Annotated in this window: 14 protein-coding genes and 1 riboswitch; of the genes, 10 read left to right on the top strand and 4 right to left on the bottom strand. The window is 58.0% G+C overall.

Features of this window, described 5'->3' with window-relative positions:
- Positions 1-23: 23 nt before the first annotated feature.
- From HWX74_RS06080 to HWX74_RS06070, 3 genes are all read left to right on the top strand, one after another.
- Positions 24-2,030, top strand: coding sequence for a hypothetical protein (locus HWX74_RS06080; protein WP_176012703.1), 2,007 nt, complete (start codon positions 24-26; stop codon positions 2,028-2,030).
- 79 nt (positions 2,031-2,109) lie between these two features.
- Positions 2,110-2,871 carry a glycerophosphodiester phosphodiesterase family protein gene (locus tag HWX74_RS06075; RefSeq protein ID WP_176012702.1) on the top strand — a complete coding sequence of 254 codons (762 nt, stop codon included), beginning with the start codon at positions 2,110-2,112 and terminating at the stop codon, positions 2,869-2,871.
- Positions 2,871-4,538, top strand: coding sequence for an alcohol dehydrogenase catalytic domain-containing protein (locus tag HWX74_RS06070; protein WP_176012701.1), 1,668 nt, complete (start codon positions 2,871-2,873; stop codon positions 4,536-4,538). The genes HWX74_RS06075 and HWX74_RS06070 overlap by 1 nt, the downstream gene beginning before the upstream one ends.
- Before the next feature lie 209 nt (positions 4,539-4,747).
- On the opposite strand, the gene HWX74_RS06065 is transcribed toward HWX74_RS06070, so the two are convergent.
- Positions 4,748-4,978: a hypothetical protein gene (locus HWX74_RS06065; protein ID WP_176012700.1), complete on the bottom strand. Its 231-nt coding sequence runs from the start codon at positions 4,976-4,978 to the stop codon at positions 4,748-4,750.
- Between the two features lie 41 nt (positions 4,979-5,019).
- Positions 5,020-5,565 (bottom strand): lipocalin family protein, encoded by a 546-nt coding sequence (locus tag HWX74_RS06060; protein WP_217704865.1) that lies wholly within the window; start codon positions 5,563-5,565, stop codon positions 5,020-5,022.
- Between the two features lie 258 nt (positions 5,566-5,823).
- Here HWX74_RS06060 and uvsE point away from each other — a divergent pair, with 258 nt between their 5' ends.
- The 4 genes from uvsE (at position 5,824) to HWX74_RS06040 (ending at position 11,712) form a co-directional block, all read left to right on the top strand.
- Entirely contained in the window at positions 5,824-6,750 is a 927-nt protein-coding gene (gene uvsE / locus HWX74_RS06055) for a UV DNA damage repair endonuclease UvsE (protein ID WP_217704864.1), read from the top strand.
- Positions 6,751-7,475: 725 nt separating this feature from the next.
- Complete coding sequence (locus HWX74_RS06050) at positions 7,476-8,492, top strand: IS110 family transposase (protein ID WP_176014518.1); 1,017 nt, start codon at positions 7,476-7,478, stop codon at positions 8,490-8,492.
- A gap of 48 nt (positions 8,493-8,540) precedes the next feature.
- Positions 8,541-9,305 carry a type II secretion system protein gene (locus HWX74_RS06045; protein ID WP_176012699.1) on the top strand — a complete coding sequence of 255 codons (765 nt, stop codon included), beginning with the start codon at positions 8,541-8,543 and terminating at the stop codon, positions 9,303-9,305.
- A gap of 28 nt (positions 9,306-9,333) precedes the next feature.
- Positions 9,334-11,712 (top strand): hypothetical protein, encoded by a 2,379-nt coding sequence (locus tag HWX74_RS06040; RefSeq protein ID WP_176012698.1) that lies wholly within the window; start codon positions 9,334-9,336, stop codon positions 11,710-11,712.
- A gap of 24 nt (positions 11,713-11,736) precedes the next feature.
- Here the strand turns inward: HWX74_RS06040 and HWX74_RS06035 are convergent, their stop codons facing one another.
- Positions 11,737-12,588: an AraC family transcriptional regulator gene (locus HWX74_RS06035; RefSeq protein WP_176012697.1), complete on the bottom strand. Its 852-nt coding sequence runs from the start codon at positions 12,586-12,588 to the stop codon at positions 11,737-11,739.
- 147 nt (positions 12,589-12,735) lie between these two features.
- On the opposite strand from HWX74_RS06035, the gene HWX74_RS06030 reads away from it, so the two are divergent.
- Both HWX74_RS06030 and HWX74_RS06025 read left to right on the top strand, forming a co-directional pair.
- Positions 12,736-13,989, top strand: coding sequence for a Gfo/Idh/MocA family protein (locus HWX74_RS06030; protein WP_176012696.1), 1,254 nt, complete (start codon positions 12,736-12,738; stop codon positions 13,987-13,989).
- Between the two features lie 12 nt (positions 13,990-14,001).
- The gene (locus HWX74_RS06025; RefSeq protein ID WP_176012695.1) at positions 14,002-14,886 is read left to right on the top strand and encodes a hypothetical protein; all 885 of its coding nucleotides are present in this window, start codon (positions 14,002-14,004) and stop codon (positions 14,884-14,886) included.
- 609 nt (positions 14,887-15,495) lie between these two features.
- On the opposite strand, the gene HWX74_RS06020 is transcribed toward HWX74_RS06025, so the two are convergent.
- A complete protein-coding gene (locus HWX74_RS06020) occupies positions 15,496-16,308 on the bottom strand; it encodes a prepilin-type N-terminal cleavage/methylation domain-containing protein (RefSeq protein ID WP_303048088.1) in 813 nt (270 codons plus the stop codon).
- 128 nt (positions 16,309-16,436) lie between these two features.
- Positions 16,437-16,556: riboswitch (cobalamin riboswitch) on the bottom strand.
- A gap of 144 nt (positions 16,557-16,700) precedes the next feature.
- Here HWX74_RS06020 and thiI point away from each other — a divergent pair.
- The gene (gene thiI / locus HWX74_RS06015) at positions 16,701-17,909 is read left to right on the top strand and encodes a tRNA uracil 4-sulfurtransferase ThiI (RefSeq protein ID WP_176012693.1); all 1,209 of its coding nucleotides are present in this window, start codon (positions 16,701-16,703) and stop codon (positions 17,907-17,909) included.
- The last annotated feature ends 61 nt before the right edge of the window (positions 17,910-17,970 follow it).

Genomic DNA, 17,970 nt, shown 5'->3' with positions numbered 1-17,970 from the left:
TCCCCAACCCGATACGGAGAATCATGAAAAAACATTTTCTTTTCCTGTTGTTTCCGGCATTGCTTCTGCTCAGCGGAACGCCTTTTACCGCCGCTTTCGCAAGTGGGGACAACATACTGGCCGATCCGGAATTACGTGATATCGCAGCGTGGGCACTCACTCCCGAACATCATTTTCTGGACAACCCCGATTCACCCGGGACTCATATTCTGGTTGCCGGGCGAACCGAGCGGGGTGATTATTATCACGCCTCGCGGGAGATCGACCTTCCGCCGGGCATCTATGAATTCACCGCCGAAATCAAAACCGAACTGTCGGCTGGCGTCGCTTTTGCCTATGTCGAATATTTTGACCGCGACGGCGAATATCTCGGCGGCGTTTATCCTAAAACCAACGCCCGGGACTGGACCGAGGTCAGTTTCGAAATGGCGGTGCCGTCCGAAGCGGTCCGCGGCAAATTCGGCTTCGGCATCTTCAAAGGTTCGACCGGTCAGGCCTGGTTGCGTCATGCGGCGGTTATGCCGAAAATTTTCTATTCGACCTATCTGCTGCAGCCGGCCCAGCCGGGCGCGTTGCGCCCCGGCGAACAGGAAATCGAACTCGGTGTCTACGATTCCGGCAGCAATCTGGCCGGACAGCTTCGGGCTGAATTGTACCGGGATGGTCAACTGGTGGATCACTTCTCCACCGCCGTTTCTCGGGAACGGGCGCACGGCAGACTCAAATTTTCCGAAGCTGGTGCTTTTACGCTGACGACCAGGCTGCTCGACGCCGCCGGCAACATACTCGAAACAACCGATATTCCGCTTCAGGTTCTGCCGGCCGATGCCGTTGAGCCGGCCAATGCCGCAATTCTGGATCGGGCCGGCCGGCTGCTGGTCGATGGCAAAAAATTCTTTCCGTTGGGCTTGTTTCTCAACACCATCGACGCGCGCACCCGGCAACTTGCCAATCCGCTGGAAACTGATCTGCAGATCATCGGGGAATCGCCGTTCAATACAATCCTGCCTTACAGTTTTCTACTCTACCGGCGTGGCGACCATGCCGATGACATCGCCCGCGTCAACGGTTTTCTGGACGAAGCGGCGAAAAATAATTTGAAAGTGATTCTATCGGTCAAAGATATCCGGGAGGAGAAAACCTGGTGGACCGATTTCGCCGGCGGCCAGGGGGAACGGGACGCGCTGCGCCGCATCGTCACCGCCTTCCAATCCCATCCGGCGCTGCTGGCCTACTACACGTTCGATGAAGATCCACCCCAACTGCGCGACCTGCACCGCGGCCGCCGCAACTGGATCAACCGGCTCGATCCGTGGCATCCGACGCTGATGGTGTTCTATCAGGCTTCGCCGATGTCGTTATTGCTCGGCGGCACCGCCGACATCTGCGCCGCCGACCCCTATCCGCTCGGCAAGCACAGCGAGCCGGAATCGCTCCGGAACTGTCAAGACTGGATTGAAATCAACCGCCGTATTACCCGTACTTCGGTCGATTCCGCCGGAGCGATGTGGATTTGTCCGCAGATTTTCAATTTCGGCCATTACCGTCTTTCGGCAGCCGACGGTTTCGCCGGGCACGAGGAATATATTTATCCGACCGAGACGCAGATGCACGCCCAGACCCATCTGGCCTTGATCGGCGGCGCCAAAGGCATCCTGATGTACAGTTACTTCGATCTGTTCGCCGGGCCGGACCCGGAGGAGTTCGACAAACGCTGGCCGGCAATCTGCCGCGTCGCGGCACTGACACGGGAACTGGGCGATTACGTCCTTGGCGACCGAATCGCGCCGGAAGTCGAAATCGAGCTCCAGCAAGGCGAAGTGCTGGCGCGACGTTTTATCGCCGATGACGGCCGCGAAGCGGTGCTGGTCGTCGCCCTCGGTCCGGGACCGGCCGAAGCGGATATCGTACTGCCGTCCGGCCGGTGGCAGTCCCGGCTGGGACGAACCGCCGCCGGAAAAAACAACCACTGGCATTTCTCCGGACAGGAGATGTGTTCGGATGTGCTGTTTCTGGACAACGTACGATGACGGCGGAGTTCAGCCATACACCGCGCCGGGTGATCCGGCGCAATTCGCAACGGCGGATGTCGTCCAAAGAGCAGTAAAAATGATAAAAAAGACTTTGAAAATCGTCGGCCATCGCGGCCTGCCGGCCACTTATCCGGAAAATACCCTGATTTCCTTTGAGCGGGCGATCGCCGCCGGCGTCGATGCCATTGAATTCGATGTCCATCGCACGGCGGACGACCGGCTGGTGGTCACCCACGACGACACGGTGGAACGCTGCAGCGACGGTCACGGCGCGGTCCGGGCGCAAACGCTGGCTGAATTGCGGCAACTGGATTTCGGCGGCTGGAAAGCGCCGGAATTCGCCGGTACCCGGCTGCCGACCCTGGAGGAAACCCTCGATTGTCTGGGCGCTGCGCCGACGTTGGAAATCCTGATTGAACTCAAGGAAAATGATGAGGCGTGCACTGAACTGCTGGCCCGGGAATTGAAGTGCCGGCGGTTGGTTGACCGCTGCGCCGTCCTGTCGTTTTACGCCAACCAACTGGCCACGATGCACGAATTGTTGCCGGCAGTGCGGCTGCAGGGATTCCGGCTGCACGATTTCGCGGTTCCCGTGCCGAATGCTTACGAATTGATCACGCGGCTCTGCATCTGGCTCGACCAGTTGGACATGGCGGAGATCGATCGTTTTCATGCCCGCGGCATTCAGGTGGACACCTGCCCGGTCGACACCCCTGCGGCCCTGGCCAAAGCCCTCGCTTTCCCGGTCGACACCATCACTACCAATGCTGCTGACGTCATTCTGAACGAACTGGTCCGGCGCAATTCCGCGCCGGCAGAAATCTTCGAGGTAGTCTGATGAATTCCCTTCCTCCCACCATGCTGGCCTGGCCGCTGTTCGGCGCCGGGCTTGAACGGCTCGGCCGCCACGGCCGCCCCTGCCGTATCCCTGTTCCGGCAATCCGCCCCGGCGAACTGCTGGTCAGGATTGACGCAATCGGGCTGTGCTTCTCCGACCTCAAGTTGATCCGGGCCGGCGAACGTCATCCGCGGGTCATCTCCGGCGATCTGGCCGCCGATCCGGTCATTCCCGGCCATGAAGCGGTGATGACGGTCGTCGAGGTCGGCGCCGATTTGGCCGGACGCTTTAAAATCGGTCAGCGTTTCGCCATCCAGCCGGATATCTATATCGACGGCGTCAATAATTCCTACGGTTACGCGATCAACGGCGGACTGGCACAATACAGCGTACTCGATTACCGGGCGCTCGACGGCGACGGCGGCTGTTATCTCCTCGAACTCGACGAGTCGATCCCGAGTGCGGTGGCAGCGTTGTTCGAACCCTGGACCTGTGTACTGGCCGCCTATCAAATCACCAAGCGTACCGACCCGAAACCGCACGGCCGTGCCCTGCTGGTTGGCGGTGATCCCCAAGCCGGCTATCAGGCCGGCGAAGCATTCGAATCAATTAGATTTGAAACCGTAGACGCTTATTTATTAACGAAAAATCAACTCGCGGAATTCAATCGGCAGCTCCGGCTCGAATGCCGGAAATTATCCGCGTTGCCGGACCGTCCGTTATACAGTGACATCTTTCTGCTTGACGTCGCCGATCCGGAACTGGCGGCGGCTGCCTCCCGGCTGGGCGAACGCGGTGCCTGTATCAATTTTATCGGCGTCGCCCCCGAGCGGCTCAATCTCGATGTCGGCAGCATCCATTATCGCGGCTGGTTCTACCAGGGTACACCCGAACGCAACCTGTCGCTGGCCTGCCGCCGTAATGTCCGCAGCCATTGCCAGCCGGGCGGTTATTGCTGGCTGCCCGGCGGTGCCGGCGCCATGGGGCAGATGCATATCCAACTGGCCGTCGAAACGGCAGACGGCCCGGCGCATATCCTGGTCAGCGATCCCGACCAAGCCCGCCTCGATCACCTGAAACGGCTGCTGGCGGACCGGATTGCCGCACGCCGGATTGAATTTCTGGCGTTGAATCCGGCGACGATGACGGCGGAAGCGTTCGACGAACAACTGCAACGTTTCGCCCCGGACGGGTTCGACGATATCATCATGCTGGTTCCAACAGCGGCAGTGTTGGAGCACGCGGCCCGATTTCTCGGTGCGGACGGTCTGATGAATATCTTCGCCGGCATTCCGGCCGGCAATGCCGGACAGCTTGAACTGTCGCCGATCATCCGGGACGGAGTCCGTTTCGTCGGCTCCAGCGGCAGTACCACCGCCGACATGCGCCACTGTCTTGAGCTGGTTTCGCAAGGCAGATTGCATCCGGGCTCCGCCCTGGCGGCCATCGGCGGCATGAATGCCGTCCCCGCCGGTTTGAAGGCGGTTGCCGACGCCGGTTTTCCCGGCAAAACGGTAATTTTCCCGAATTGTCCGGACCTGCCGCTGATGCCGTTGGCCCAACTGACCTCCCAATTCCCGGAAATTGCTTCGATGCTGGATGACGCCGGAAATTATACACTGGCGACTGAACAAGCTTTGAAAGCCCGCTTTTCAACTGAACCTTAACTTTGAAATTCGAAAACTGACCATGCACGTCGTCTCCGATTCGCCCATCGTCGTCGCCGACCCCAATTCGGCCTGGCAGAAAGTTCTGACTTTCGACCGCTTCACCCCCGGCCTAATGGCCGCTGCCGCTTTCCTCCAGGCGGTTGAACGCCGTTCTTTTGCGGTGCCGGCATTTTGCGGCACCTTGCCGGGTACTGTTATCCCTGGATTTATACCGGGAGATCGAACATCTGACTGGCGATACACCGACCATTCTGAAGATCAACACAGCCGAACTGGCCGCCTTGACCGGCCGCAATTGGCCGATCAGAGATGACAGGAAAGAGAAATCGTGATCCAAGCGTGCAATAATCAATTGCAGAAATGGTTGGCCGAACAGCAGGAGCAGGAGCAAAATCGGGAAAAATAATTTTCCCGGCCCGGCTGATCGTTTCCGACACCAGGCAATGTGTTCCCCGCTGCAGGGCGGGGGACAACTGTTTCATGCCAATGCGCGATCAGATGATTGCTGTGGATATTCCAGCCGGTCAACTTCAAAGCCCCAACCGGCGATTCGTTCCGAATAGCGTTGAAGCTGTTCCGCCGGCAACTCCGGAGAACGTGCCAGAAGCCACAGATAAGTCTTCGTCGAACCGGCAACGATTGCGGCGGAATAATCCGGTTCCAGATAAATAATCCGATAACCGCCGTAAAACGGCCGGAAGAATGAAACCCGCAATTCACCGACCGTGCTGGCGCCGGCTGGGACGGCAATCCCCTCCGCCGTTTTTCTCCGGCCATCACGCTCCCCGGCATTCAACACCCGAATCCGGCCATCCTTCCGGCGTGAATATTCAGCGGTAACGAAGTCCATATCCCGTTCAAAAAAATGCGGCAATCTGGCAATTTCATACCACCGTCCCAGGTAGCGTTCCGCCTCGAAACCGGTCACCGCCGGAATACCGGTTGTTGTTCCGGCCCGCCGCTGCCCGACCGATAGCCCCGCCACGACAACCGCCGACAATAATTGACTGATTTTTTTCATCATTTCCTCCTCCTGGTTCCACCTTATCACGATCTGGGAAAAATACAACATTTGTGCCGCCGGAATTTTTTCATTCCGCCAATTTTCAGAGTGTGAATTTGCTTTTAAGACAAAGAAACCCTATACTATAACTGTTTTCGAATGATAGATCAGAAAAAGCAGCTCGGTGCAGTCAAGTGTCCGGCCTTGCAGAATGATACCAGTTAGTCCATCTCTGTTTGATTGCAAATTGGTATGATACTCTTTCCCAAGGAGGAGAGGATGATGATCACCTGGGGGTTATGTTGTCTGTTTCGTCGAGAACCGATCAAATTCCGTCGCGCCACCGCCGCCGGTCTGGCCGGTTACGGCCGCCGGGAACAACTGCATCGGCTGGCTGAACTCGTTCGGTTCAATCTGGAAAACCTTGTTCTGGCTCTGGCCACCTGCCGACGGTTGGACATCGGCGCTTTCCGGATCAATTCGGAACTGCTGCCGCTGGCTACCCATCCCGCGGTCGGTTATCAGCTTGACGAACTGCCGGGGGCGGAGCGGATCAGGCAACGATTTGCCGAGGTCAGGAATTATGCCGCCGCCCATGCCCTGCGCTTGAGCTTCCATCCGGATCAGTTCGTCGTGCTGAATTCCCCGAACTGCGCGGTGGTGCAAAACTCCCTTCGGGAATTGCAGCATCAGGCATTGCTGGCCGGGCTGTGCGGCGCCGCTGAAATCAACCTGCATGCCGGCGGCGTCTATGGCGACAAACGATCCGCCCTGCAGCGTTGGCGCAACGCTATCGCCGGGCTGCCGTCGGCGGTCGTACAGCGCCTGACGCTGGAAAATGACGACCGTTGTTACACGCCTGCCGACCTTCTGCCGGTTTGCCGGGAATTGCAGATTCCGCTGGTTTACGACGTTCACCATCACCGGGTCAACCCGGACCATCTGTCCATCGAGGAAGCGACTCGCGCCGCCGCCCGAACCTGGGCGAGCCGTCATGCCACCCCGCATTTCCACTTGTCCAGTCCGGCGATTCCGTGGCAGGAACCCGGCGATCACCGCTCTCACGCCGAAACGATCGATCCAGCCGACTTTCCTGCCGGCTGGCGCCATTTGGATTTGACCGTCGACGTCGAAGCGAAAGCGAAGGAACTGGCGATCCGGAAACTGCGTGGGGAACTGGCCGCCGGTACGGCCGATTCCCGATGACATTTCGGCAGAATCATGCTCCGGCGATCAGAATCAATTGGCCGCCGACGGCACAAAGATCAAACTCGAATCGTCGATTTCGAAAATGCCGGCATCGAACCAGCGGCAGCCGGACAGGTCATCAGCTTCTCGCCGAGATCGCGTGTGAATTATCAAAATTCACCGCCCGGCAATAGTACGGGGTAATGTCACTGAAAAGAATCGAAATGATTGTGAGAGCGACGAGCAATTCTGTGAATGTGAAAGTTTTCCGCCGGCCGACGAATAAGAAATCGGATTTTTTTCCATTCAACTCTTGACTATTGCCGATTTTTTTGCTATTCTTCCTATAAAGACAAATGAAACGATTCATAAAAGGATTCAAATAAATTCTTTTGCCGCAATCCGGATGGTGGCGATTTTCAGAAAGCAAAATGAACAGTTCCTTAAATTCGTCTTGCAAAGGAGATGGTATGATAAATAACTGACGTTCGCGGAATCAGCTTTCTGCGTGTAATTTATGGCGATTAACTTACACGTTTGGAAGCGGACAGGTTGCAGACTGAATGTTTCAATGAGGCGCATCAGAAACGATGACGACCCCGGAAAGGAGATTAGTCAGATCTGTAAACCAGAGCGCCACCGTAGAGAGCGACTGATTAATCGACTACTCTGTATGGGAGGATGGTGAGGCCGTGACAGCAGTTCCGCTTCGATTCGTGAAAAACGAATGGAGGCAGAGAATGATGACAAGTTTTGTTGGAGTGGATTTGCACCGGAACAATTTTACTTATTGCATCCGGGTAAATGGGGAAGAACGGAAAATCGGCAAGTGTGAGATTACCGAACTGAAGGGCTTTGCCGCAATGCTCGGTCCGAACACGGCGATGGCGGTGGAGGCGACCGGAAATACGTTCATGTTTTGCAGCTCGCTGAAAGCTCATGTCGGGCGACTGGTGGTGGTGAATCCATCACAGTTCAAAGTCATCAGCATGTCCACCAAAAAGACGGACAAACATGACGCAAAAGTGTTGGCGGAGTTCCTGGAAAAGGATATGCTTCCGGAGGTAAGAGTGAAAGACGATTTGCAGGCGAAAATTTCAAGTCTGACGCAGACCAGGGAAAAACTGGTTCAGTTGCGTACCGTATTGAAAAACAAAGTCAACAATCTGTTAGCAGCTAACTTCATCGTGCTGAAACGGGAAGAACTGTCCACGGAGAAAGGGCTTTTGAAAGCATTGAGTTATCACTTCGACCCGATCACCGACACGGAAATGCTGGTGGTTGTCGAACAGATTCGCAGTCTGAACAAAAGCATTGAAAAACTGGATAAGGCGATTGAGGATCACGGCAGCAAGATGGACGGCTTCGACAACCTGAAATCCATCAAGGGAATCGGCTCGAAAGGTGCGGCGATCCTGTTGGCAACCATCGGCAATATCGCTGATTTCCGATCGGCAAAGCAGTTGGCCGCTTATATCGGAATCGTCCCCAGAGTGAGCAATTCAAATGACACGGTTTGCCACGGAAGAATCACGAAGAGCGGCAGCAAGATCGCCAGAACCGCTTTGGTGCAATGCGCTTTGATCGCCAAACGCTACAGCCCGTATCTCAATGCCTTTCATGAATCGGTAAAAAGTCGGCGGGGAGGTGCGAAAGCCAATATCGCCTTGGCTCGCAAATTCCTCGATATCGTGTATAGAACATTAAAAAACAATTGGATGTTTGAGAATTTTACTCAATTCAAGCTCGTAAAAAATTGAGTTTTTCTCGACATCGAAGTGGAAATTTATCATGGGAGAAGGAAGTCCATGAAAACGTCCCGAAATTTCACCCTTATCGAACTGCTGGTCGTCATCGCGATCATCGCCATCCTCGCCAGCATGCTGCTGCCTGCCCTCGGCAAAGCCAAACAGGCCGCCCAGATCATCAAGTGTACCAACAATATGAAGCAACTGGGACTCGGCATCCTGCTTTATTCGAACGACGCCGACGACTCCGCCCCGATTCAGGAAAACTCCTGGCTGCAGGAATGGGATTACGGCCGCAACCGGAAGTTCTGGATGGGCGAACTGATCGCCAATTACGGCGTCTCCTACGCCAGTCTGCAATGCCCGAGCAACACCGCCTGGAGCGACCCGAATGCAAATGGCGATTATGAACCGCAGATCGGCTGGGTCAATCATCTGTACGACTGGGGGTCCGGTGCATCCTGGGAAACCAATTATTCGTTCAACAATTACGGCCTGATCCTCAGCAAGACCGAAGACAAACCCGGCATCGGCGGCAAACTGTCCAAAGCGGACAGCCCCAGCCAGGTCGCCATGCTGCTGGAAGCCGAATGGCCGGGCGGCCTCAATGCCGTCACCTTTTACAACAACGGCGTTTCCCGTTTCGGTTCCACGGCCTACACCAGGGACCACGGCGGCGCGGCCTGCCTGTTCACCGCGCTGGACGGACATGTGCTCAAATCGAAATGGAGCAACGGCGCCATCGATCTGTATCTGACGCCGCTGTCGGCTTACTGGCTCAACGGCAACTGGCGGTTCGGCTCCTTCTTCTATCCGACCTTATAACCATTTCAATCACATTCCAGGGAAATGCATGATGAAAGCAAACATCGATTTCGTTCTCCGGTCCCGTTCACTTTTCACCCGGCAGCGGTTCGCCCCGCCGGGCGGAAACATATTTTTCCACCGGCTTTTTCCGGTGCTGGCGGTTTTCATGTCCGTCTTCTGCTGCGCCGCCCGGCCGGCCGGCAGAATTGCCGTCATCCAGGCCCGCAGCGGCTATCCGGAAGCCGAGGCCCTTTCCCGTTTTTTCGAAGTCGATGCCTATGACAATACGCCGGCCGCCCTGGACCGTCTGGCCGGTTCGCTGCCCCGATACGACGCCGTGGTGGTGGGAACGCTCGGCAATTACGAAGAGCCGCAGGATTTCAAAGTCTGGCATGACGCCTGGCTGGCCTACCTGACCGGCGGCGGCGTGTTGCTGGTCGTCGACGCCAATTATCAAAGTGCGGTCGATTCGGTCATTCACCACCTGGGCAAAGCATTTGAAGCCGAGGTGGAAACCACCGGCTGTGCCGCACTGGATTACGACGTTTCGACGACCTCGTACGAAGAACGGGCCGGACTGATGCATTTCCGGGAGCATCCGCTGCTGACCAGGCCGCAGCCGGCGGCCGAATCCTTCGCTGCCGCCGCGTTCGGCCTCTGGGCGCATCTCAAATTGCCGGACGGCTGGGAAAATCTGATCGCCTGTCCCGAAAACGACAGTTTCATGGCAGTCAGAAAACTGGGCGGCGGCACCGTTGCCCTGACCTCCTGCGCCGTCATCGGCCGGGCGCCGGAAGCCTTCGGGGCGCTGCTCGACAACCTGATTGTCGACAGCAAGATGCGCCGGGCCGGCTGGACCCTGGAAGCCTTCACCCTGCGCCGGACACCGGACGGCGACTCCATCGTGCTCGACCTGCGTTTCCCGGCAAATCAACCCGCTCCGACCGGCGTCCTGCGTTTGACCGATCCGGCCGACGGCAACCTATGGTATGAAAAAGCCTTCACCGCCACAGGACGGGAACAAAGTTTCCCGGTTTCACCGGGCGGCCGGACCGGGGCGGATCTGGCGCTGGAAATCGAAACGCCTCGTTCGCTGCATCTGGCGCGCCAGGTTTCCATCCCGCAACCGTTGGTATTCGCGCTGAATCGCAGTATCGTCTACCCGGCCACCCGGAACAAAGTTTCCATCGTCTGGAATTTCGCCGATTATCTGGCCCGGGCCGGTTACCGGGCGGAATTGCGCTGCAACGACCGCCCCGTTCCGGTCAAGCCGCTGGATCGGAATTACGCCTTGCTGGAGCTGGCCGAGCTGGAGCCGGGGACGTATGAATTCCGCGGGACGGTTCTCGCTCCGGACGGCAAGAGTTATTTTCAGACGCCGGCCGACCAACTGACGGTGCGCGCCGATTCGCCGCGCTTTTCGCTGGCGCCGCCGAAAAACCGCTTCGTCGAAAACGGCCGGAAATTCTTTCCGCTCGGCCTCTACCACGTTTCCTGGAGCCTGCCGGCCGAAGACCGTCTGGCCTGTCTGGAATTCGCCGGACGCTACGGCTACAATACCTTGCACGTCTCCTGCAAGCAACCGGAAGACCCGGCGCTGGCGGCCTTTCTCGACCGGGCCGAAGCGTTGGGCGTCCGGGTCATCCTGGAAGGCGTCGACGACAAATTGCTGACCGGCTTGCTCGACCGCAAAGCGATCATGGGCTGGAATGTCACCGACGAACCGGATCTCTCCGGCGTCGCCTCCGAATCGCTCGCGTCAGTTTACCGGAAATGGCAGCAGCTCGATCCGGAACGGCTGATTTACACGGTGATCGTCATGCCGATGAATTTCGCCCGTTACCGGGCGGTCGCCGATGTCATCGCCAACGACTATTACCCGGTTTCCACCGGCAAAATCGAAAAAGTCAATCCGGTCCAGACGATGCTGGTCGAAGCCATGCGGGCGGACGAACGCATTCCGCTGGCGGTCGTCCAGACTTTCGCTTTCGGCGAACAACCTTACAGCACACCGGCGGAAATCCGCAACATGACCTATCAGGCGCTGCTGGCCGACGTTTCCGGCCTGATTTTCTACACTTACAGCGACAACGAGTTCAAGCTGGCCGAGCTGCCCGAACCGCTGGAATTCATGAAAAAGCTGCCGCTGGAAATCAAATTCCTCGAACCGTTCCTGCTGGAAGGCGAGTTGATCCGCCTGCCGGATCCGGCACCGGCGGTTTATGCCGGCATCTGGCAAGGCGACGGCCGGCAGATTCTGGCGGTCGTCAACGCCAGTCGTCACGCTGCTGCCGTCAACCTCCCGCTGTCCGGGCGGAAGAACCTCGAACCGTTGTTCGGTTCCTCCTCGCCGGGACCGGTCCGGAACGGGGTGCTGCCGCTGGAGCTCGACAGCCTGGAAGTTTTTCTGGCCGAGCTGAAATGACCGGCCGGCTCCCGGCATAATCGCTCAGCGTTTCTCCGGCGCCGGAGAAACGCTGTTCTGTCGCAGCGCGCGCTTGTATGCGCCGGGCGTGCCGCCGGTCAAACGGCCGAAAAAAGCATTCAGATGGGAGACGTTCTTCATACCGGCCAAATCGGCGATTTCCTTCATCGACAGATCGCTGTGCAGCATCCAGTCGGCGATCTGCCGCAGCCGCAGCCGGTCGCGGTATTCGCCCGGCGTACAGCCGAATGCGTCGCAGAACCGCCGGCGCAGCGCATCGCGGTGCCGGCCGACCTGCCGGGCCAGTGCGACGAGTTTTTTCCGGCAATGAACATCCTGCTCAATCAGCAGCCGGAGCTGCTGCTCCGGCGGTAAGGTTTCCGGACGCGGCTCCGGCAGCAGCCGGGCGACAAGTTCCCCGGCGATCAGTTCGGAACGGTAAAAATCGCCGGGCAGCGCCGCCGTCCGCAGCGTACGGATGCGGCGGAAGCCATCCCGGACCGCGTCGAATTCCGCCGCCTCCAGGCGGCAGGACGCATGCAGAGGAATTTTTTCCTGCCGGTGATTCAGCCAAATCCTCCCCGTGGCGGCCTGGTATTCCAATGGCGTTTCTCCGAACACAATCACCCAGTTTTCCCGGTTCGCATCGAATTCGAAACGGAGCCGGACGCCGGGCGGCCGCAGGCAGAGCGTGTACGGGTAACTGCCGTCGCGCTTCCGGTCGTACGATTCCAGCAGCTTGCCGCCGGGCGCATAAACCTGCCGCGCCGCCAGGCCCGAAACGGAAAGCGAGAGCATGAAATTGTTCAGAAGCTGTTCCCCTTTCTGGGCGAAGGTATAGCAACCGCAGGAAAGCAGGGTAAAAGATTCGGCCATTGTCGTAAAAATAGAAATTTTATGGTTATTTATAGAATTTTCAATCATAAAAATAGCGTTGAAATATAAAAATTCAAATTTACATTAGAAACCGGCGGACAAATAAGCCGCCAACGGCGGAAAAAAACAGAAGGACGGAAACCAGCGATGGAACGAAAGATCACCTTGGGAGTGTTCGGCGGCGGCCGCGGCGCCGCGGTCGCTTTGTGTGCCCGATCGGCGGGCTTTGAAATTGTCGCGGTCTGCGATGCGTTCGAACCGCTTCTGCGCCATGCGGAAGCGTCGATCAACGACGAATCGGTGGTCTACTACACCGACTTCGACCGTTTCCTCGAACATGACGGCATGGAAGCGGTATTGATCGCCAACTACGCTACCCAGCACGTCTGGGCTGCAGTCAAAGCGCTGAACGCCGGCAAACACGTGATGAGCGAATGTATGGCGATGTTCACGATGGCGGAAGCGGTCGAACTGGTCGAAGCGGTCGAAGCGTCCGGCCGGGTTTACATGTTCGCGGAAAATTATCCGTTCACGGCGGAACGGCTGGAGATGAAACGCCTTTACGACAGTGGCGAAATGGGCGAATTCCGCTATGGCGAAGCCGAATATATCCACCCGGTCACGCCGCGCGTCAAAGCGTCGCTGACCAGCGGCCCCGACCACTGGCGCTGCTGGCTCCCGGTCAACTTCTATTATTCGACCCACTCGATGGGACCGGTGATGCACATTACCGGCACCCGGCCGACGACGGTGAACGGTTTGGCGATTCCCTATGATTTCAACGATCCGGTCCTGACCGGACAACTGCGGAAATCCGACCTCGCCTCGCTGCTGATCTGCCGGATGGACAACGGCGCTCTGGCGAAAATCATGCCGTGCGCCTTTCTCCGCGACCACGGCGAACGTTACCGCTTCTGCTGTTCCAGGGGAACGATGGAGATGAACCAGGGCAACCCGGAATTGCGCGTCCACCACGAACTGTTCGACTTCGATCCGCCCAAACCGGTCAACCTCTTTTACAAACCGAATTTTCCGGAAGAGTTCCGGCTGCTGGCCGAAAAGTGCGGCCATAACGGCGGCGATTTCTTCACCAGTTATTTCTTCGCCAAAGCGATCCGCGACGGAGGCCGGCCGATGATCGATGTCTATCAGGCCATCGACATGACCTCAATCGGCATCCTCGGCTATCGCTCCGCGCTGCAAGGCGGCATTCCGATCGAAATTCCGGACTTCCGCGACCGGACAGTCCGGGAGCAGTACCGTCATGACGACTGGAATCCGGATCCCGCCCGCCGCCGGGAAGGCATGCCGTATTCCAGCGTGCTCGGCGACATCGAACTGCCGGCCAAAACGCTGGAGGATTTTTATCGTTACCGCCGGGAATACCGGGAACAACTGTAAGGAAACGATGAAATGTTCTCCGGAATGACTGCCGGTTTTCTGCTCACTCTGGCGGTGGCCGTCGCCTGGGCACTGGTCGGAATCGTTTACAGCCGGGCGGCGGCGACCCGGATTGAAATGACGCCGTTCCTTTTCGCCGGCGGGACAGCGTTCCTGCTGCTGACCTGGCTGTTGTGCTGTCCGCCGTTCGCGGTCGACTGGCGCGAAGTGGGGATTGTCGCCGCCGTACTGCTGCCGGCCGCTCTGCTCGGTCAGGGCGGATTCCTCACCATGGCCAGGGCGATGAAACAGGGGTCGCACGGCATCGTCTGGTGTTTTTCGCAGGCGGCATTGATCATGCCGTTTCTGACCGGCTGGCTGCTGCTGGACAACCCGGTGGCGGCGCGGCAATGGACCGGTCTGGCGGTACTGACGGCGGCGCTGGCAATGCTCGGCGCCGCTGGAAACCGTCAGGCCGAGGAGGGCCGGCGTCGTTTCCCGTGGTGGGCGCTGGCCGCTTTTCTGCTGCTGGGCTGCCAGCAGAGCCTGACGCTGATTCCGAACGGTCTCCAACTGAGCGGGGCGGCGCTGGCCTGGCGGCTGCCGCTGAGTTCGTTGGGCGGGGTGATATGGATTCTACCGGTATGGAAGCGAAAACTGCCGCTGACACGGCAATTATGGGCCTGGGGCGTGCTTTACGGCGCCGTCGTCATGGCCGGCCAGTTCCTGCTCTATTGGGCGCTGGATGTGTTGTCCCCGCACGGCATGGAAGCGATCGTCTATCCGGTGGCCGTCGGCGGAAGCATCGGTTTTTTCACCCTTTACTGCCGGCTGGTCCGGCGGGAACGGCTGGCCTGGTTGGCCTGGGGCGGCATCCTGCTCTGTCTGGCCGGCATCGTCCTGCTGCGGCTGCCTTGAAAACCGGACAGCTGCACGATTCCGGCCGTTCCGCGCCTCAGGCGACTTTCATTCGGATGACACGGCAGGACCCGGGAAACGGTCTGGCGAAGCCGGTCGGCAGCCAACCCGTATTGTGCGGAAGCACAGGGGGCCGTGAAAGAATTCAAGAGGTTTCAAACTGTTTACGAACCCCATATAAATCCGCAAAATCCGAGTGCCGTAGAAAATTTATTTTTTCGCCGGAGGCGGTCCAACAGTTTTTTTTTCGGCGACATCAAAAATGTGCGATACTTCATCCTGGAGGATGCATAAAGACGGTAATTCACAACGAGATATAACACAGAAACAAGAGACGGGCGACATGAGCAGATTTAACCGGCCTGGCGACGAGAGGTTGATCCGAAAGCTCAGGCACTGCAACGATTTTTGACACAGGCGATGACTGCGCCAGGCCGCCTGGTAACGAAGCAATTCTGTATTTTGCCATGGCCAGTCTTCCTGTCCAAATGCTTTTCAGCCATAAAAAACAGCCTTTTTCCGGGCGGGCAAGCCAGTGCGGAAAAAGGCGCGGGAGAATAAGCTCCTTTCGTCAAAAGGCTCCGTTTCGTACGCAATTCATTGAAAATATTATTTGTCCGGATCGTAAAACTCCGCCCGGCCTTCGTCATCGTTGGTGCAGGGATGCCCCAAGTTCCAGAGCGTGCCGTAATTGCCTTTGGTCGACACCATCGTCATCGGTTCGACGTGGCCGTCGCAGAAGATGATGTTGGCGCGGTCGTTGTGGCGGAAATGCATCGTCGGCCACATCTGGTAGACACCGCCGGCCGGTTCGATCGACGAACTGTAACCCATCAAATCTTCTCCCCAGCCGCCGGAGGAACTGACCGGGATGCCGGAGTCGGCGAACATGATCTTCCGGCTGGAAGAATTGATCTTCACCGTTTTGTGGCCGGCGGAAAATGCCTCGTCGCTGTAACCTTCGAACAAGGTGCCGACCATCGTATTGTAACCGAAGCCGCCGCAGCCGCGCTCGAAAGCCTGGATGTTGCCGGGCACCGTCATCGACGGACATTCGTTCACCCGGCCGGTGCCGCCCAGATAGCTCGCCAGCGGACCGCGCGAGGCGTCGTAGTCGGCGTCGTCGCCGGAACTGGAAGTATCGGAGACGCCATGCCAGCGGTGGCGGTTCGTCGTCATCATATCGGTGGCGTAGGGAACCAGATAATCGTTCGAATCGATCGCGTACATCAGGTTGCTCAGGCCGAGCTGTTTTAAATTGCTGACGCACAGAATGGCGTGGGCTTTGGCTTTGGCTTTGCTCAACGCCGGCAGCAACATGCTGGCCAGGATGGCGATGATGGCGATGACGACCAGAAGTTCAATCAAAGTGAAACTTCCGGTTCGCCCTGTCGTGGAATTTCCGGAAACAATGCGCAGCATGAGAATTCGTCCTTTCGTTTTTCAGTGTGGCGCGCACCTGAACCGGCGTTTTCCCGCCCCGAAAGAACCGACAGGCCATCCGTTGATGTCGGGTGCCCGCCGAATCGATTTCTGGCGCGGAAATCAGCCGATTCGACTTTGATTCCGGCAAGCTCTGACTTGCGGCTCACGCCGCTCACAGTTACGCGATAGTCCCGGATTTTCACCGGCTTCATTGCACTGGAATCACCTGGAGATTAATATAATTTCGATTCGGGACAATTGCAAGATCGCGGCATTGTAATTTATTCGGCGGCAGTCTATATTATTCTTCTGCCGCCGGGCAGAAAAGCCGCTCGAGAAATTCCAGTCCGGAATGCCTGACAAAACCAGTGGAGAAGGAAAGCGTCAAGATGTACAATGCGATCATTTGCCGTTATCATGAAATTGCGATCAAAGGCAACAACCGGGGAATGTTTGAACGGCGACTTGTGGATAATTTGTACTATTTGCTGCGCGAGCTCTCCGAGATCAGAATCGCCCGGATTCGCGGCCGGGTCTGGATCGAGCACAAAGATCATTCGGCGTTTTCACCGGAAGAACTGGCCTTCTGCCGCCGGCAGCTGCCCAGGGCGTTCGGTCTGGAGTCGGCTTCGCCGGCGATCAAAACGGCGCCGGTCATGGCGGAGTTGACGGCGGCGTTGCGGACGGCGGCGCCGGCGGTTTTCCAGCCGGTTTTGGCCGAAAAATCGCCGGTGGAGTTCCGGGTCCGGGCCCGGCGCAGCGATAAAACTTTTCCGCTGCGTTCCCAGCAGATCGAGATCGAGCTGGCGACGGTGATCGGCGATCTGTTCGGCGCCGACAACCTCCGGCTCAATCTGGATGACGCGGAATTGACCGTCGGCTGCGAAGTGCGCGATGAATTTGCCATTCTGTTTTTCGAATCCTGGAAAGGGCCGGGCGGCCTGCCGGTCGGCAGCAACGACCGGGTATTGGCGCTGCTGTCCGGCGGCATCGATTCGCCGGTGGCCTGTTACCTGACGATGAAGCGCGGTTCCAACGTCGATTTTCTGGCGTTCCACAGCGCACCTTATACGCCGCCGGAAACGACGGACAAAATCCGGCGGATCGCCGGTTATCTGAATGGTTTTCAGCAGTCCGGCCGGCTGTATCTGTGCAACATTGCCGAGCTGCAGAAGGCGATTCGCGACAACTGCAATCCGCGGCTGCGGACGGTTTTGTACCGGCGGATGATGTTCCGGATCGGCGAGCGGATCGCCCGGCGCACCCGGTGCCTGGCTTTGCTGACCGGCGAATCGCTCGGTCAGGTCGCGTCGCAGACCCTGGTCAATATGGGAACCATCGGCGCGGCGACGTCGCTGCTGGTGCTGCGGCCGCTGGTCGGGCTGGATAAGCTCGATTCGGTCCGTTATGCCGAAGCGATCGGCACGTTCGAACTTTCGCGGCAGCAGGTGCCGGACAGTTGTACCGTGTTCGCTCCCGACAGCCCGGCGACGGCGGTGCCGGTCGACAAGGCGCTGGCGGAGGAAGCGAAACTCGGCGATTACCCGGCGCTGCTCGACAAAATCGTCGATGCGGCGGAGTGCGTGGTTCCGGATTGATTTTTTTTCGCTGTTTTTATCCGGATTTTCTTGGTGGCGATCCGACGCTTTTTACTTGAAA

The organism is Victivallis sp. Marseille-Q1083 (genome assembly GCF_903645315.1).
Lineage (GTDB): Bacteria > Verrucomicrobiota > Lentisphaeria > Victivallales > Victivallaceae > UMGS1518.
The sequence above is the reverse complement of the archived record's forward strand: the minus strand, read 5'-3'. Positions and strand labels throughout refer to the sequence as shown.

Coding starts and splice junctions, on each gene's coding strand:
- uvsE (WP_217704864.1), top strand. CDS start 5,824: ATGATGATCACCTGGGGGTTATGTTGTCTGTTTCGTCGAGAACCGATC.
- HWX74_RS06045 (WP_176012699.1), top strand. CDS start 8,541: ATGAAAACGTCCCGAAATTTCACCCTTATCGAACTGCTGGTCGTCATC.
- HWX74_RS06020 (WP_303048088.1), bottom strand. CDS start 16,308: ATGCTGCGCATTGTTTCCGGAAATTCCACGACAGGGCGAACCGGAAGT.
- HWX74_RS06075 (WP_176012702.1), top strand. CDS start 2,110: ATGATAAAAAAGACTTTGAAAATCGTCGGCCATCGCGGCCTGCCGGCC.
- thiI (WP_176012693.1), top strand. CDS start 16,701: ATGTACAATGCGATCATTTGCCGTTATCATGAAATTGCGATCAAAGGC.
- HWX74_RS06035 (WP_176012697.1), bottom strand. CDS start 12,588: ATGGCCGAATCTTTTACCCTGCTTTCCTGCGGTTGCTATACCTTCGCC.
- HWX74_RS06050 (WP_176014518.1), top strand. CDS start 7,476: ATGACAAGTTTTGTTGGAGTGGATTTGCACCGGAACAATTTTACTTAT.
- HWX74_RS06040 (WP_176012698.1), top strand. CDS start 9,334: ATGATGAAAGCAAACATCGATTTCGTTCTCCGGTCCCGTTCACTTTTC.
- HWX74_RS06060 (WP_217704865.1), bottom strand. CDS start 5,565: ATGATGAAAAAAATCAGTCAATTATTGTCGGCGGTTGTCGTGGCGGGG.
- HWX74_RS06025 (WP_176012695.1), top strand. CDS start 14,002: ATGTTCTCCGGAATGACTGCCGGTTTTCTGCTCACTCTGGCGGTGGCC.
- HWX74_RS06080 (WP_176012703.1), top strand. CDS start 24: ATGAAAAAACATTTTCTTTTCCTGTTGTTTCCGGCATTGCTTCTGCTC.
- HWX74_RS06070 (WP_176012701.1), top strand. CDS start 2,871: ATGAATTCCCTTCCTCCCACCATGCTGGCCTGGCCGCTGTTCGGCGCC.
- HWX74_RS06030 (WP_176012696.1), top strand. CDS start 12,736: ATGGAACGAAAGATCACCTTGGGAGTGTTCGGCGGCGGCCGCGGCGCC.